This is a genomic window from Nocardiopsis sp. NPDC058631 (genome assembly GCF_042716955.1).
Lineage (GTDB): Bacteria > Actinomycetota > Actinomycetes > Streptosporangiales > Streptosporangiaceae > Nocardiopsis.
Genome location: NZ_JBHXQY010000001.1, coordinates 71,125 through 85,850, shown reverse-complemented (window position 1 = coordinate 85,850; position 14,726 = coordinate 71,125). Strand labels below are relative to the sequence as shown.

Annotated in this window: 13 protein-coding genes; 2 read left to right on the top strand and 11 right to left on the bottom strand. The window is 70.0% G+C overall.

Annotation, left to right across the window (positions count from 1 at the left end):
* Positions 1 to 172: 172 nt before the first annotated feature.
* The 5 genes from ACFWTE_RS00395 to ACFWTE_RS00375 form a co-directional block, all read right to left on the bottom strand.
* Positions 173 to 625 carry a thioesterase family protein gene (locus ACFWTE_RS00395; protein ID WP_378776388.1) on the bottom strand — a complete coding sequence of 151 codons (453 nt, stop codon included), beginning with the start codon at positions 623 to 625 and terminating at the stop codon, positions 173 to 175.
* Complete coding sequence (locus tag ACFWTE_RS00390) at positions 622 to 1,611, bottom strand: 3-hydroxyacyl-CoA dehydrogenase NAD-binding domain-containing protein (protein ID WP_378776386.1); 990 nt, start codon at positions 1,609 to 1,611, stop codon at positions 622 to 624. Before ACFWTE_RS00390 ends, ACFWTE_RS00395 begins: the two co-directional genes overlap by 4 nt.
* Positions 1,612 to 1,823: 212 nt before the next feature.
* On the bottom strand, positions 1,824 to 2,723 hold the full coding sequence (locus ACFWTE_RS00385) for a 3-keto-5-aminohexanoate cleavage protein (protein WP_378776384.1): 900 nt from the start codon (positions 2,721 to 2,723) through the stop codon (positions 1,824 to 1,826).
* 110 nt (positions 2,724 to 2,833) lie between these two features.
* The gene (locus ACFWTE_RS00380; protein WP_378776382.1) at positions 2,834 to 3,718 is read right to left on the bottom strand and encodes a TetR family transcriptional regulator C-terminal domain-containing protein; all 885 of its coding nucleotides are present in this window, start codon (positions 3,716 to 3,718) and stop codon (positions 2,834 to 2,836) included.
* 410 nt (positions 3,719 to 4,128) lie between these two features.
* Entirely contained in the window at positions 4,129 to 5,685 is a 1,557-nt protein-coding gene (locus tag ACFWTE_RS00375; RefSeq protein ID WP_378776380.1) for a polysaccharide lyase family 1 protein, read from the bottom strand.
* A gap of 871 nt (positions 5,686 to 6,556) precedes the next feature.
* Between ACFWTE_RS00375 and ACFWTE_RS00370 the strand changes: the two genes are divergently transcribed.
* Entirely contained in the window at positions 6,557 to 7,081 is a 525-nt protein-coding gene (locus tag ACFWTE_RS00370) for a hypothetical protein (RefSeq protein WP_378776378.1), read from the top strand.
* Between the two features lie 194 nt (positions 7,082 to 7,275).
* Here ACFWTE_RS00370 and ACFWTE_RS00365 read toward each other — a convergent pair whose 3' ends face one another.
* Complete coding sequence (locus ACFWTE_RS00365; RefSeq protein ID WP_378776376.1) at positions 7,276 to 8,400, bottom strand: saccharopine dehydrogenase family protein; 1,125 nt, start codon at positions 8,398 to 8,400, stop codon at positions 7,276 to 7,278.
* Between the two features lie 101 nt (positions 8,401 to 8,501).
* Between ACFWTE_RS00365 and ACFWTE_RS00360 the strand changes: the two genes are divergently transcribed.
* On the top strand, positions 8,502 to 9,476 hold the full coding sequence (locus tag ACFWTE_RS00360; RefSeq protein ID WP_378776374.1) for a helix-turn-helix domain-containing protein: 975 nt from the start codon (positions 8,502 to 8,504) through the stop codon (positions 9,474 to 9,476).
* Between the two features lie 53 nt (positions 9,477 to 9,529).
* Here the strand turns inward: ACFWTE_RS00360 and ACFWTE_RS00355 are convergent, their stop codons facing one another.
* From ACFWTE_RS00355 to ACFWTE_RS00335, 5 genes are all read right to left on the bottom strand, one after another.
* Entirely contained in the window at positions 9,530 to 10,519 is a 990-nt protein-coding gene (locus ACFWTE_RS00355; RefSeq protein WP_378776372.1) for an NAD-dependent epimerase/dehydratase family protein, read from the bottom strand.
* Positions 10,510 to 11,112 (bottom strand): dTDP-4-dehydrorhamnose 3,5-epimerase family protein, encoded by a 603-nt coding sequence (locus ACFWTE_RS00350; RefSeq protein ID WP_378776370.1) that lies wholly within the window; start codon positions 11,110 to 11,112, stop codon positions 10,510 to 10,512. Before ACFWTE_RS00350 ends, ACFWTE_RS00355 begins: the two co-directional genes overlap by 10 nt.
* A 92-nt stretch (positions 11,113 to 11,204) precedes the next feature.
* Positions 11,205 to 11,918 (bottom strand): class I SAM-dependent DNA methyltransferase, encoded by a 714-nt coding sequence (locus ACFWTE_RS00345; RefSeq protein WP_378776369.1) that lies wholly within the window; start codon positions 11,916 to 11,918, stop codon positions 11,205 to 11,207.
* 305 nt (positions 11,919 to 12,223) lie between these two features.
* Entirely contained in the window at positions 12,224 to 13,348 is a 1,125-nt protein-coding gene (locus ACFWTE_RS00340; RefSeq protein ID WP_378776367.1) for a DegT/DnrJ/EryC1/StrS family aminotransferase, read from the bottom strand.
* 3 nt (positions 13,349 to 13,351) lie between these two features.
* A complete protein-coding gene (locus tag ACFWTE_RS00335; RefSeq protein WP_378776365.1) occupies positions 13,352 to 14,701 on the bottom strand; it encodes an NDP-hexose 2,3-dehydratase family protein in 1,350 nt (449 codons plus the stop codon).
* Positions 14,702 to 14,726 lie beyond the last annotated feature (25 nt).

Here is a 14,726-nt window from a genome sequence, read left to right as displayed (position 1 = left end):
GTGGCGTTCGTCCCCGCTCGCGCGCGTGGATCCGGCCTCCGGAACCGCCGGCGAAGGGGGCCCTCCGGCCGGTCCGGGTTCCGGCCGGGAGCCGCCGGAGCCCCGAGGGACGCCGCCGCGCCTGACCTGTCGACGGCCGCGTGCACGGCGGCACCCACCGGGTGAGGCCGTACTACTGGCCGACGGCGCGGCCCGCGTAGTCGGGGGCGGGCTCGGCGAGGCCCGCGAGGTTCGCGGCGACCTCCTCGGGGAAGGGCACCGCCCGGCCCCGCTCCTGGTCGACGTGGAGCGCCAGGATCTCCTCGGTCGCCGCCAGCACACCGCCGACCCGCATCTCGTGGCAGAGCCACGTCTTCTTGGTACCGGGTCGGTCCGGGCCCGGACCGACCACCCGGGTGCGGACCTCGACCTCGGCATCGGCGGGGACCTCGTGCAGGTACCGCACGTGCGCCTCGACCGTGTACAGCGAACAGCCGGTCCGCTCGCGGTAGGCGGCGTCCAGACCGACCCGGTCCATCAGCGTGTCCGTCGCGAACCCGAAGATCAGGACGTAGTAGGCCTCGCTGAGGTGGCCGTTGTAGTCGATCCACTCGGGCCGGAGCCGCTGGACGAGGGGCGCGCTCACGCTTCTCCCCCGGCCCGCTCGGCGGCCTCCGCGCGTTCGACCTCCTCCAGTGCCCGGGCCACCGCGATCAGACGGCGGTCCCGCTGGGCGATCAGTTCGGCGTTGGAACGCCCGGCCACGACCTCGTCGGTGCCCGCCACCATGCGGTCCCGCAGGTCAGCGGTGAGCTCGGGCGCTTCGAGGCGGGTCCACGGGGACTTCAGGGACGGGCCGAAGTGGTCGAGCATGTGCGCCATGCCGCCCTCTCCCCCCGCCAGGTGGAAGGTCAGACAGGGCCCGAAGAAGGCCCAGCGCAGCCCGGGGCCGCTGGTCATCGCCAGGTCGATCTGCTCGACGGTCGCCTCCCCCTCGGCGACCATGTGCAGGGCCTCGCGCCAGGCGGCCTCCTGGATCCGGTTGCCGATGAACCCCGGGAGCTCCTGCTCCATGCTGATCACCGACTTGCCCGCGGCGCGGTAGAAGTCCGAGGCCCAGTCGACGGCCCACCGCTCGCTCCGCCGGCCGCCGACGACCTCGACCAGGGGCACGAGGTAGGGCGGGTTGAACGGGTGGCCGACCACGAGCCGTTCCGGTGTCCGCGCCTTCACCTGCATCTCGCTCATGCTGTAGCCGGAGGTGGACGAGGCGATGACCACGCCCTCCGGGGTGGCGGCGTCGATCTCGGCCAACAGGTCGGTCTTCAGGTCGAGGCGCTCCGGTGCGCTCTCCTGGACGAAGTCCGCGTCGGAGACGGCCTCCGCCAGCGTGTCGGCGACCCGCAGGTTCGCCATGGCGGCCCCCTCGGCCAGGCCCAGGCTCTCCAGAGCGGGCCAGGCCGAGGAGACCAGCCCGCGCAACCTGCTCTCGGCGTCCGGGGCGGGGTCCCAGGCGACCACCTGGTAGCCGCGGCCCAGGAAGTGGGCGACCCAGCCGCCCCCGATGACACCCGCTCCGACGCAGGCGACCGTACGCACGGCCTCGGGGGTGGTTCTCGCGTTCTCCGTCATCGTGCTCCTCCGAGCGGTCGGCGGTTCGGGCCGGAGGCGGCCCGGGGAGTGTTCTCCGCAGGTTTTCGGGTCGGTGGGCGGCCGTCCGGGCGATCTCCCGCACGGCGGTGTGCGACGTTCGGCTTGGTTGTGCTTCACGGGCGCAGAGGCGCAGCGGCGCAGCGGGAGGAAGCCCGGTGGGGGCGAGCCCGGAAGGAGGCAGAGAACACGACCTAAGCCGCGCTGCGGAGCCCGAGCACGGCGCGGGTCTCCTCCGGCGTGGCCACCCGGGCGCCGAGCTGCTCGATGATGTTGACCGCCTTCTCGGTGAGCTGGCCGTTGGTGGCCTTCACCCCGCGGCTGAGGTAGAGGTTGTCCTCCAGGCCCACCCGGGCGTGCCCGCCGAGCAGCACCGACTGCGCCACCCACGGCATCTGTTTGCGGCCGATGGAGAAGCTCGCCCACTGCGCGCCCGCCGGGAGCAGGTTCACCATCGACTGGAGGACACCCGGGTCCGACGGCGCACCGTAGGGGATGCCCGTGCACAGCTGGAACATCGACGGGTCGTCGATGAGGCCTTCGGCGTGCATCGTCTTGGCGAACCACAGCTGGCCGGTGTCGAAGATCTCCAGTTCCGGACGGACCCCGAGCTCCTGGATGCGCCTGGCGCCCGCGCGCAGCATGTCCGGGGTGGAGATGTAGACCTGGCTGCCGTCGCCGAAGTTCAGGCTGCCGCAGTCCAGGGTGCAGATGTCGGGCAGCAGCTCCTCCACGTGCGGCAGGCGGTCCAGCCCGTTGACGAGGTCGGTGCCCTCCTCGAACCGGAGCGGATCGTCCTGTCCGATCACCAGGTCACCGCCCATCCCCGCGGTGAGGTTGATGACGATGTCGGTACCGGTCTGGCGGATACGGTCGACGACCTCCCGGTAGAGGGCGTTGTCCCGTGAGGGGGCGCCCGTCTCGGGATCGCGGACGTGGATGTGCACCGCACTGGCACCGGCCCCGGCGGCCTCGACCGCGGCGGCGGCGATCTGCTCGGGCGTCACCGGGACGTGCTCGCTCCGGCCGACGGTGTCCCCCGCGCCGGTGAGGGCACAGGTCAGGATGGGTCTGAGGTTCATGGTGTCGCTCACGGCGGGACTCCGTCTCTTTGCGTGTGTGGTGTTGCGGGCTCGGACCGGTCGGGCCGCCGGGCACGGTCGGGTCGCCCGGGTCCGAAGGGGCGGGGGTGGGGCCGGCGGTCTCAGTCCCTTCGGACCTCGCGGTCGACGACCGCGCGCAGGGTGTCGCGCATGTGGTCGACGGACCGTCCGGGCACACCGGTCATGACCTGGATACCCATACCGTCGATGAGGGCGGTGAGGTGTCCGGTCATCTCCTCGACATCGACATCACCGAAGACTCCGCTCTCCTTCCCCTCCCGCAGGGTGCGGGAGATGGTCTCGTGCCAGCGCCGGTAGGAGTCGGCGTGCAGCCCCCGCATACCGGGGTCCAGCGCCGCGGCCGTCCAGACCTGGAGCCAGATCGACCACTCCAGGCGTAGCCGGTCCGAACCTGGGAGTTGGAGCTCGATGAGTCGCAGAAGGCGCTCGTACGGGTCCCCGATGGTGTGCAGCTCCGCGACCTGGCGGTCGAAGGCCTGCTTCACCGAGTGGCGCAGCGCCTCCACGAGGAGGTCGTTCAGGGTCGGGAAGTGGTAGTGGACGGTGGCGGTGGAGGTCCCGCAGGCCTGGGCCACCTGGGCGACGCGGACCGCGTGGTACCCGCGCTCGGCGATGAGGGTCCACGCGGCCTCGACGATCTGGAGTTTCCGGTTGTGTTCCCGGGCCGCCTTCGGGTGGTCGGCCAGGCTCGCGGGCGGCGGCCTCACCGCAGACGAGTCGCGTGGCGCGGCCGAGACCGTCTCGGCGTCGTCATGGCCGTTGAGCAGCCAGTTGACCGTCACCCCGGTCTCGTCGGCGATACCGGCCAGTTCCCGGGCGGTGAAACGCCGGGTGCCGGTCAGGGACTTGGAGAGTTTGCCGGGGTCGATGCCGAGCCCGGCCGCGAACTGCCGCTGGGAGAGGCCGGATCGGCGGATCGCCTCGCGGACCCTGCCGCGCACGTCGTCGGCCGCGTTGTCGCTCACGGGGGAGAACGTAACAGCGAAATAGCGATTTTCGCAACGTCTGCGGTGGGTCTCACCCCGTTGGGCGGGCGTCGGTTTGAGGGCGCCAAGCTCACAGAACCCTTGGTCACATGCGTTTCCTGCGCCCCGACGGCAGGCGTGAACGCAGGCGCGCCGCGGCGAGCCGCCAACTGACTGGATGATCAGTCAAACGCAACACGGTGGTAACCGGATGGTCTGTACCCTCGATCTCGGAGGGACGAACCGCAGCCGAGGCGGTCACCCCCCGGCCCTGCCGTCACCCTCTGGAACGGCCGGCCCGCCCGGTGTGTTCGGGCGGGCCGGCCGGTTCCGGCTGTTGCCGGCCGGATCGGTGACAGGTCGACCTCGCCGCCCGCAGGCCGCGCGGTCTCACCTGTGCCGTTCGGCGGTCAGCCGGAGTAGGTCTCGAACTCGGCGACGCGCGGTGTGCCGTTCGAGCTGGTGATCTCGAAGTTGATCTTTCGCAGCGCCGTCGGGTCGAAGGTGATGACACCGGCTCCGCTGCCTGTGGTCAGCACCTCGCCGGTGTCGTTGTCGACGACGCGCCAGGAGCCGATGTTGCCTTCGGCTCCGGCCGCCTCGCGGATGTTGATCGCGGACACCGTGGTGTCGGAGCCCCACTTGACCGAGATGCGACCGGTCGAGCCGCTCGGCGACCAGTAGGTGCTCATGTTGCCGTCGATGACGGACCCGTAGCTGGTTCCGCCGCCCTTGCCGGAGCCGTCGGCGCCGGCCCCGACGCTGAGGTTGGTCCCGGTGGGGGGATCGGTCGGGTCCGGGTCGGTCGGATCGGTCGGGTCCGGGTCAGTCGGATCGGTCGGGTCCGGATCGGTCGGCTCCTCCGCTTCGCAGTTGCCGTCCGAGACCCGGTTGCCCTTGCCCGCGCCAGCGGTCTGCCCCAGCACATCCACCACGCAGCCGGCGTCGTCGAGCTCGTAGGAGTACGGAATGCTCACCGACGTCGTGGACTGCGGGTTGGGTCCGGCGGGGTAGTTCGAGTCGCCCTGGCTGGACCAGGTCACGTTGTCGAAGATGTTGCCGCTGACCTCCCAGGTACCCCTCTCGTTGGTGTAGAAGGTGCCCAGGACGTCCTTCGAGTCCTCGAAGTGGTTGTTCTCCACCTTGGCTCTGGCCCCGGCCCGGGAGTTGATACCGGACTCGTGGATATCCACGTAGTGGTTGTTGTACATGTGCCCGATGCCGCCGCGCAGCAGGGGGGCGCGGGAGTCGAGGTTCTCGTACCGGTTGTGGTGGTAAGTGACGTAGCCGTTCGAGCGGTCGCTCTCGCTGGACCCGACCAGGCCGCCACGGTCGGAGTTGCGCAGGATGCTGTAGGAGAGGGTGACGTACTGGGAGTTGTTCTTCAGGTCGAAGAGGCCGTCGTAGCCCTCCGACTCCCCGCCCGACGCCTCCAGGGTGGTGTGGTCGACCCAGACGTTGCGGACGCCGCTCTCCATCCCGATGGCGTCACCGCCGTTGGACGTGGGCGATCCGGACTTCTTGACGTTCCGGACGGTCACGTTCTGGATGATGATGTTGCTGGACTCCCGGATGTGGATGCCCAGCTGGTCGAACACGGCTCCGCTGCCGGTGCCGACGATCGTGACGTTGCTGATCCTCTTGAGCTCGATCACGTCGTCGGCGGTGTCGCAGCCGGTGCCCGACACCTTGGAGGTGTTGCCGTGGTTGATGGTTCCCTGCACCTCGATGATGATCGGGGTGCTGGTGCTGGGCCGACTGCACAGGGCCTGGTGGATCTGGGTTCCGGTCGTGGCCCGCACCGTCTGGCCGCCCGCGCCGCCGGTGGTCCCGCCGTTCTGGGACGCGTAACCCGTGGCGGTACCGGTCTGCGCCGATGCCATGGACACCGGCAGGGCCAGCCCGGCCGACACCAAGGCCGCGGCGGCCAGCGTCGATACGAGTCGACGCGTGATTGATCGTCTCACTACTCACCCTTCGTCGTAGAGCAAGAGCACTGGCGTGCTTTCCTTGAGAGTAAAGAAAGCGCTTTCCATGTCAAGGGGGGTTAATGCAATCGTTTGCAAGACGGTCGAACGCCCCAGTGGCCTCTCACGCCCCATGGCCTGCGGCTTCATCCGCATCCGGCGTCGACTTCGGAATCTGGATTTTTAAAGCGTGCAACCGGTTGGATCGCCCCCTCGGCGACGCAGCGGTCGGGCGCTGGTGCCCGGACGCGCCCGGAGAAGTGTCTCGGAAGGGCGGGAAAGGTCCCTTCGTCGGGTGATGCACTCTGGAGGAGAGGCCCATTCGGTACGGCGTCCAGATCTTTCACCGGACCCGGAAACGACGGGATCCCGCCCGATCAGAAATGTCGGGCGGGACCTCATGAACCGTTTGCCGGCCACACCGTGAACGGCTCAGGGGTGGGTCTCGTCGCTGCTCCGGGAGCGCAGGACCCGCGCGGACGGATCGTCCCGGAGTCGCTGCGGCTGTTCGATCGCATCCATGGGGGTTGATCGGCATCGCCAGTGGGAGAACAATGAATCCAGGCCGATCCTCAGAAGCTTGACAAAATTTCTGACGATGATGGGAAAACACGATGACCGCCATCGTTGATGGCCCCGAGTCGCGGTGCGCCGGGACGCAAACAGCCCGAGTCCGTGCACGCACGGTCCGGCCAATATCTCGTGCCGGAGGAAATGGGGTGTCGGTGTGCCCGGGGATCGGCCGTCGATCGCCTGTCTGGGCTCCTGCCGGAGGCCGAACGCGTGCTGGGAACGCAAGACCCCCGCCTTTCCTGTCACAACCGGCCTCACCTGCATCCTCATCTGCTATGAACGCCGTTCAGGCATACTGATGGCTGTCGAGATGAGCCCCAAGCCGCAAGCATGTCCCAACTGGCTGTTTTTTCGATCGGAAGAAGGGTTTGGCGAGATGAGTGAGTTTTCCTTCCGCCTTCTTCGGATGGCGGGTATCGGCTCGTCCGGGTTGGTCGGAGAGTATGACTGGCACGGAATCGAAGGGAGCGTCGGATTTTCCCTGCCGCGAGATTATAAGATCATCTCTTCTGCGTGTGAAGGTCTCAGGGTTGGCGCTGTCTCTCTGGTGCCCCCGCGGCAGAAGGGCCACTTCCCTGGAATCCTTGAGGAAACCGGGGAAAGAGCTGAGGTGATGAGTGATGTCTACGAGGTTGACCTCGGGAGCACCGAGGTTCCCCTGAGAAAGAACGGAAGCCCTCTCCGAGAGGGCAGCGACCCGTTCCACTTCCATCCTGTGCGGCCCGGACTCCTTGCTTGGGGTCAGATCACATCGGAGGGTCTTATTACTGGTACACCGAAGGGGAGCGCCCGATCAATGGTCCGTGGTCACGTATGCCCGTGACGGCTGGTGGGACAGGCACGAGATGTCCATGAGTCACTACCTTCTGGGCATTGCGACGGGAACGCTCACGTGTGAGGTCCTGCCTGGTCATTTTCGTGGATGGCCGCTGTTCGGCCACCAGGGCTGTGACCACCGCCCCGAGCGGTCGGACTGAGGGCGAGGGGCGGAGCGGGTCGTAGCAACATCAGGGCTCCCTACCGAAGAGGCGGACGAGCCGCGAGACCGGTGCCCGTTCCCGGCCACCGCTGGGGTGCGGCGGTCGCGTGTTCCGCACCGGAGGCCGACCCCTCGTGGAGCGGCCCCGGTGTGACGTGCGGGGACAGGGCCCGGAGGAACCCGGGCGCGTCGAAGATCTCGCCCGCGGAGGCGACCCCGGTGGTCCTCGTCCGCCCGGTGAGGATCCGCTCGACCGCCTCCACCGCGAGCGGCGCGGAGACGGCGTAGATGTCCTGCCCGGTGGCATGGGCGCGCCGCTCGGCGCCGCCCGAGCGCACGACGACGTCCACGAGGAAGGTCTGCTCGGAACGGCCGCGTCCGTCGACCGCGACCGGCCCCCGTGCGTCCGGGGCCGACAGGCCCTCGACCGCCTCGACCGTCATGTACGTACGCACCTCCGGAACCCTCAGGTGCCGGGGGATGGTGGTGACCTCGGCCATCGTGAACCCACTGAGGACCGCCCGAGTGCCCATCGGGTCGGGAAAGGTCCACTCCGCGGCCTGCGGGGATCCGTCGGCGTACTCCAGCCGCCCGTTCGTGTAGAGGACCCGCCGACCGTCCCTCCGCTGCCGGGACACCCGCCCTGCGGCACGGGTCCCGGCCGTGGGCGCCCACCCGCTCAACCCGTAGGCGACGTGCACCTCGTCGGCCCCGCTCCAGTCCCCCATCGCCGCTGTGGCCAACAGGTCGCCGAGGCCGCCGAAGAACGCCATGGCGGGCACCACGGCGACCCCCACGTCCCGGGCGTCCCGCTCGTAGCGCGTGAACGTGTCGGTGTTCGCCTCGATCTCGGCCGCCACGTCCACGTACGGGATGCCCGCGCGCAACGCCGCCCCGACCACCGGTGCCGCGGTCACGGCGAAGGGTCCAGCGCAGTTGACCACGGCGTCCGCGCCCTCCAGTGCGCGGTCGAGCGAGAGCGGGTCGTCCATCGACGCCGTCCGCATCGGCGCCCCCGGGTGGGCCGCGCCCGACTTCCGCAGCCTGCCCGCGTCACGGCCGACGAGGACGGGGGTGTGGCCGCGGTCGCGCAACTCCGCCGCCACGAACCGTCCGGTGTGCCCGGAGGCACCGACCACCGCCACGGTGTGCCCTGATTCCATCGGTACTCCCTGATGCTCGAAACGGTCCGCTGTGAAGATCATGGCTGCGGCCGTCGTCCCCCACCAGCGTCCGGAACGCCAGCACGCGTACACTTTCGGACATGCCCTCGGTCGCGTTCGCCCTCGCCGACGGAATGCTGCACTTCGAGCTCGCCGTGGCGTGCGAGATCTTCGGCACCGACCCGACCGGCTCGGACGGCCCCTGGTACGACATCGCCCTCTGCGGTTCGGGCACCGTGCGGGCAGGACGGTTCCGGATGGAGCCCGACCACGGGTTCGACCGGTTGGTGAGCGCCGGGACGGTGGTCGTGCCGGCCCTGGCCGACGTGGACGAGCCGCCCCCGACCGCCCTGGTCGACGCGGTGCGCGCCGCCCACGGGGCCGGGTCGCGGGTGGTGTCCCTCTGCACGGGCGCGTTCGTGCTCGCCGAAGCCGGTCTCCTGGACGGGCTGCGCGCGACCACGCACTGGGCCCACACCGGGGCGCTGGCCGCCCGGTACCCGCGGGTGGAGGTCGACCCGGCCGTGCTCTACGTCGACAACGGCAGAGTGCTCACCTCCGCGGGCAAGGCCGCCGCGGTGGACCTGTGCCTGCACCTGATCCGGCTCGACCACGGTTCGGCCGTCGCCAACGCGGCCGCACGCCGCCTGGTCGTGCCCCCGCACAGGCCCGGTGGCCAGGCCCAGTTCGTCGCCGCCCCGGTGCCCGTCCGGAACGGCCACCCCGTCGCGGACCTGCTGGCCTGGGCGGTGGAACGGCTGGAGCGGCCGCTGACCGTGGAGGACCTCGCCCGCCGGGCGAACATGAGCTCGCGCAACCTGGCACGCCACTTCCGGTCGACGACCGGCACCACGCCCCTGCGATGGCTGTTGGAGCAGCGGATCCGCCGGGCCCAGGAGCTGCTGGAGACCACCAACGACAGTGTCGACCTCATCGCCGGCGCGGTCGGGATGGGCACCGCCGCGACGCTGCGCCGACACTTCAACCGCACGGTGGGCGTGCCCCCGGACGCCTACCGGCGCACCTTCCGCGACCGGGGCGCGCAGCACGGTCGGGGACCCGGCCCAGCGTCCTGAGCCGTTGATGCGCCGGCGGTACGGAGCAGGGGGTTCGAGGATCTCCTCGACGCCTACACGGCGAGCGCCGCCACCGTTCTCCGCAGCCCCTCGGTGAGGGAGACCTCGGGGCTCCAACCCGTGGCCTTCCGAAACGGAGTGGGGTCGATGACCATGCTCTGGAAGTCGGTCGTCTCCGACTGCTCGGGGGGATCGACCGACACGACCGGCACCCGGGGCCGGCCCGTGGCCTCGGCGGTGATCTCGGCGATCTCGGCGAAGACGTCCCCGAGACGGGCGCCGTGGCCGGTGCCCACCAGCCAGTGGCCGCCCGCCAGGTGGTCCGGGTGGTCGAGTGCGGACGCGAAGGCCCGCGCGACGTCATCCACGTAGACCAGGTCGCGGAGCACGCTACCGTCGTGCCACATCGTCAGCGGTTCGTCCGCCAGGGCCCGGCGCACCATGGTGGACACCACCCCGCGGTCGCGCGCGGTGGACAGGGGACCGTGACCGAAGACGGTCGGCAGGCGCAGAGTGGCGCCGCGCAGGACCCCCTCGGCCGTCGCCGCTTTCAGGGCCCGCTCGGCCGTGAGCTTGTGCAGGTCGTAGGCGCTCCTGGGCCGGTCCTCCTCACCGCCGTCGAGCCGGATCCGGTCCGTGGGGCCGACCTGGGTCGTCGTTCCCGAGAACACCACCTGGGGAGGGGGCCCGGAACCCCGACAGGCGCGGAGCGCCTCCACCAGGTCGAGGGTGAGGCCGACGTTCACCCGCTCGGCCGTGTCGTCGCCGTCCGCGACACGCCACCCGGTCCCGCCGCCCAGGTGCGCGACCAGGTGGAGGACGGCGTCCGCACCGGCCACGCACCGGGCCAGTTTGCCGGGCTCGGTGAGATCGGCCGTGCGCGTCTCCACGTCCGCGGTGCAGCGGTCGGGGACTGGCGCCGGCCCCCTGGCCACCAGCCTGAGCCTGACCGGGCGTCGGGCCAGCTCGCGGGTGACGGCGGAGCCGATGAACCCCGAGGCGCCGAGCACCACGACGAGGGGGCGTGGGGAGTTCAACGGCACTTCTCCTCCTGGATTTCCATGCAGCGCTCGTAGGAGGGCAGGAGCCCTCGCTCCTGGGCCTCGGCGAACGTGGGTGCCGCCAGGTCCCGGGCGGAGAGGATCGCCTCTCCCACCTCCGGCAGGGGCAGGCCGAGATCCGGATCCGTGGGGGACAGGGCCAGTTCGTTCCCGGCCACGTAGGAGTCGGACAACAGGTAGGACATCACGGTGTCGTCCTCCAGCGCGACGAACGCGTGGCCGACCCCGACCGGCAGGTAGGCCGCCCGGAAGTCCTCCGGGTCGAGCACCACGCTGTCCCACTTGCCGAAGGTCGGGGACCCCACCCTGATGTCCACCACGATATCGATCGCCCGGCCGATCGGGCAGTAGACGTACTTGGCCGTGCCCGGGGGGGTGACCGTGTAGTGGATCCCGCGCACGACCCCGCGCCGGGACCGGCTGTGGTTCGACTGCGCCACGGGGAAGAGGGCGTGGCCCACCGCCTCCGCGAACACCGGTTCCTGGAACGGCGCGACGAAGATCCCGCGTTCGTCCGGGAAGACTCTCGGGGTGAACTCGTAGGCCCCGGTGACGGCCAGGGGTCGCGATGTCATCGTCTCGGTCCCCTTCTGGGGATCCGGCTTCGGCTGACTGGTTTCGGACAAGTCCTCGTACCTTTCGCTCTGGGGGAAGGGATGCGGCGCCATCAGCGGCGCACGGCCAGGAACAGGCCGCGGCCTCGGTGGACCTCTTCGATGTACTCCGGATCGAACCCCGCCTGATCGAACGCGGTCTCGTACTGCTCCCGGCTGAACAGGCTGGCCACGTAGGTCTCGGTGAAGTGCCGGATGCCCGTCTCGCGGTCCGCGACCGTGTAGTGCACCTCCATCCGCGACCGGTTCCCCTCGCGCACGGAGTGCGAGACCCGGGCGATGGTGCGTCCCCCGCCCTCGACCACGTCGCCGGAGACGAAACCGTCCAGGAAGGTGTCCGGAAACCACCAGGGGTCGACGGCGGCGATACCGCCGGGCTCCAGGTGCCGGGCGAAACAGCGCAGCGCGTCGGTCAGGGCCTCGACCGACTCCGGGTGGCCGATGGACCCGAACATGCAGGTGACCACGTCGAACGTGCGGCCGAGCGAGAAGTCGCACATGTCGCCGAGGTGCAGGGAAGCCGGCAGGTCCTTGGCCCGAGCCGCCTCGATCATGCTCTCCGAGAGGTCGAGCCCGGCGACTTCGTCGAACCACTCGGTGAAGGCCGCCAGGTGCGCGCCGGTGCCGCAACCCACGTCGAGCACGGAACGCGCGTGCGGGATCCGTGCCCGCACCAGCCCTTCGAGGTACTCGGCTTCCGCCCGGTAGTCCTTGCCGCGTCCCTCGTAGACCAGGTCGGAGATTTTGGTGAACTCTTCGCCGTACATGTTTCCGCCTTCGTTCGTCCCGTTCGGGGCTGAGATCGTCGCCCCGCCAACTCGTGCGTCGGGGCTCGGTACCAATCGACCGAGGAGCGTCGACGCTCCCCGGTCGAACATGCGCCTCCGGTCGGCGCTCCCGCCACGGAGGACGTTGTCCCCCGCATACGTGACGGGGCCGTCGTCCCCCGGCCACGGCCGCGCGACCGTGCGTGCCAGGGGCCGTAACCGGGTTCCGGAACCTCCGGCAGGGGACGGCGCCTTCACGTGTTCTCCTCGTCTGCGGTGCGGTTGACAGGAGCCGGACGGTCCCCTCAGAGGCCTTCCAGGACCTCGCGGAGGGCGGTGATCACCCGGTCCTGGGTGGCCCGGGGCAGGGAGGGGTACATCGGGAGCGAGAAGATCCGCTCCGCGAGCCGCTCCGTGACGGGGAGGGCGCCGACGGGCACGCCGAGGTGGGCGAAGCCCCTCATGGTGTGCACGGGCCAGGGGTAACTGATGTTGAGGGCGATGTCGTACCGCTCCCGCAGGAGGCGGAGGATCTCCTCCCGGTGCGGGTGCCGGACCACGTAGACGTAGTACACGTGGTCGTTGCCCGGGGTGACCGACGGCAGTTCGAGCCCGCCCTCCCCGCAGAGGTCGCCGAGGCCCTCCTCGTAGCGCCGGGCCACCTCCTGGCGTCCCTTGACGTACAGGTCCAGCCGCGTGAGCTTGCGTCGCAGGATCTCGGCCTGGACCTCGTCGAGCCTGCTGTTGTGCCCCGGCAGGCGCTCCACGTAGTAGGTCTCCTCCATGCCGTAGTAGCGCAGGCGGCGCAGGTTCGCGGCGGTGGCGTCGTCACCGGTGAGGACGGCGCCGCCGTCCCCGTAGGCGCCCAGGACCTTGGTCGGGTAGAAGGAGTAGGCCGCGGCGTCGCCGGTGGTCCCGGCGCGCACACCGTTCCTGCGCGCGCCGTGCGCCTGCGCGCAGTCCTCCACGACGGCCAGGCCGTGGCGGTCGGCCACGGCCCCGAGGGCGTCCATGTCGGCGCACTGCCCGTACAGGTGCACGGGCAGGATCGCCCTGGTCCGTGGGGTGATGGCGGACTCGACCAGGTCGGGGTCCATGAGGTGGTCGTCGTCCCGTACGTCCACGAAGACCGGTCTGGCCCCGGCCCCGTGGATCGCCACCACGGTCGGCGCGGCCGTGTTGGAGACCGTGACCACCTCGTCCCCGGGGCCGATCCCGCACGCCTCCAGCGCCAGTTTCACCGCGTTGGTGCCGTTGTCGACGCCCACGCAGTGCGAGACGCCGTGGTAGGCCGCGAACTCCGCCTCGAAACCCCTGACGCTCTCGCCGAGCACCAGGCGTCCGCTGGCGAACACCTTGCTCACCGCGTCGAGGAGGTCGTCCCGCTCCGCCTCGTACTCCGGAAGGTAGTCCCACACGTGGGTGACCATTCGTCACTCCTCCTCGTAGAATCCGAAGAACGTCAGCAGGCTCCTGGCCTCGACGTTCAGGTGGTTGCCGTACCTCACGAGCTCGGTCAGCTGCCGCAGGGTGACCCAGGTGTAGTCCTCGGGCACGTCGGAGTCGAAGCCGTCCTCGACCTCGACCATGAGGTAGCGGTTGCGTGCGTGGTAGAAGCGCCCGCCCTCTTCCGAGTGGACGCTGTCGAACCGGATGCGGTCCTCCGACGCCCCCAGCACCTCGTCCAGGAACAGGGGGCGGCGGGCCTCGGGGAGCCACTTGTAGTTCTCCGGTTGGCACTGGACCGTGGGCGCCATCTCGACCCCGTCGAGGGCGCCGGTCTCGATCCGTGCCTGGACCAACAGGTGCAGGACCCCCCGGATGCTCTTCACCAGGAAGGCGATGACCCCCTGGCCCCGGGGTTCGAACATGGGCTGCTGCCACCGCGTCACCTCGCGGCTGTCGCTCTCCACGGCCACCCCGATGACCGAGAAGTGCAGGTCCAGGTCGTGCTTGATGGCCCCGTCGCGGCGGGACCAGCCACTGACCTTGTCGAGCGGGATGGTGTGCCGGGTCAGGGTGCACCGCCCCTTGGCCTCGGTGAACCAGCTGAGGACCTCGACCATCGAGTGGAGCGACACCTCGGCCTCGCGCGACCGGGCCAGGGCACCCCGGAAGGAGTCCTCGGTACTGTCGCCCCCGCTGAGGCTGATCCCGGCGGCCCCGGCCAGCACGGTCCGCGTGTCCATGTTCATCAGGTTCGGCAGGCGCAGGAGCGCGCAGATCTGCGGGAAGCTGAGCCAGCAGAACTCGTCGAGGACCGGGACGTGTTCGTCCACCCGGACGATGATGTTGCGGTTGCGTTTGGCGAGGAACCACGAGGCCTGTTCCGACTGGAGGACGTCGGAGAGCACCAGCCCTTTCCTGGGGGCTGTGAAGTACTGGAGGTAGGGCACGTCCCGGCCCCCGTGGATCTTGGAGATGTTGCTCCGGGTGGCTTGCACGGTGGGCGAGAGCTGGAGGCCGTTGACGTTGCCCGGTTCCATCTTGGCCTGGAGGAGGCAGTGCGGGACCCCGTCGAAGTCCTTGACCAGGATGCCGAGGACGCCCTGCTCCGGCTGGACCAGGATCGGCTGCTGCCACGCCTCGACACCGCGACCGGAGCGGGTCAGGTCCAGGCCCGCGACGGTGAAGAAACCGCCCGTTCGGTGGACGAGGTTCCCGGTTCGGGGGTCGGCTGCCCATCCCCCGAGCTCGTCGAGGGGGATCCTGGTGACGTGCTGGCGCTGTACCTCGCCCCGGTGGGCGAACCACGCGTGGAATTCACTCAGATGGGTGAACAATTGACCACTCCATGTTCGTTGAGCG

Bases quoted from the DNA above. Each gene is read 5' to 3' on its own strand.
- ACFWTE_RS00390 (WP_378776386.1), bottom strand. From the start codon at position 1,611: ATGACGGAGAACGCGAGAACCACCCCCGAGGCCGTGCGTACGGTCGCC.
- ACFWTE_RS00370 (WP_378776378.1), top strand. From the start codon at position 6,557: ATGGCTGTCGAGATGAGCCCCAAGCCGCAAGCATGTCCCAACTGGCTG.
- ACFWTE_RS00365 (WP_378776376.1), bottom strand. From the start codon at position 8,400: ATGGAATCAGGGCACACCGTGGCGGTGGTCGGTGCCTCCGGGCACACC.
- ACFWTE_RS00360 (WP_378776374.1), top strand. From the start codon at position 8,502: ATGCCCTCGGTCGCGTTCGCCCTCGCCGACGGAATGCTGCACTTCGAG.
- ACFWTE_RS00350 (WP_378776370.1), bottom strand. From the start codon at position 11,112: ATGACATCGCGACCCCTGGCCGTCACCGGGGCCTACGAGTTCACCCCG.
- ACFWTE_RS00345 (WP_378776369.1), bottom strand. From the start codon at position 11,918: ATGTACGGCGAAGAGTTCACCAAAATCTCCGACCTGGTCTACGAGGGA.
- ACFWTE_RS00340 (WP_378776367.1), bottom strand. From the start codon at position 13,348: ATGGTCACCCACGTGTGGGACTACCTTCCGGAGTACGAGGCGGAGCGG.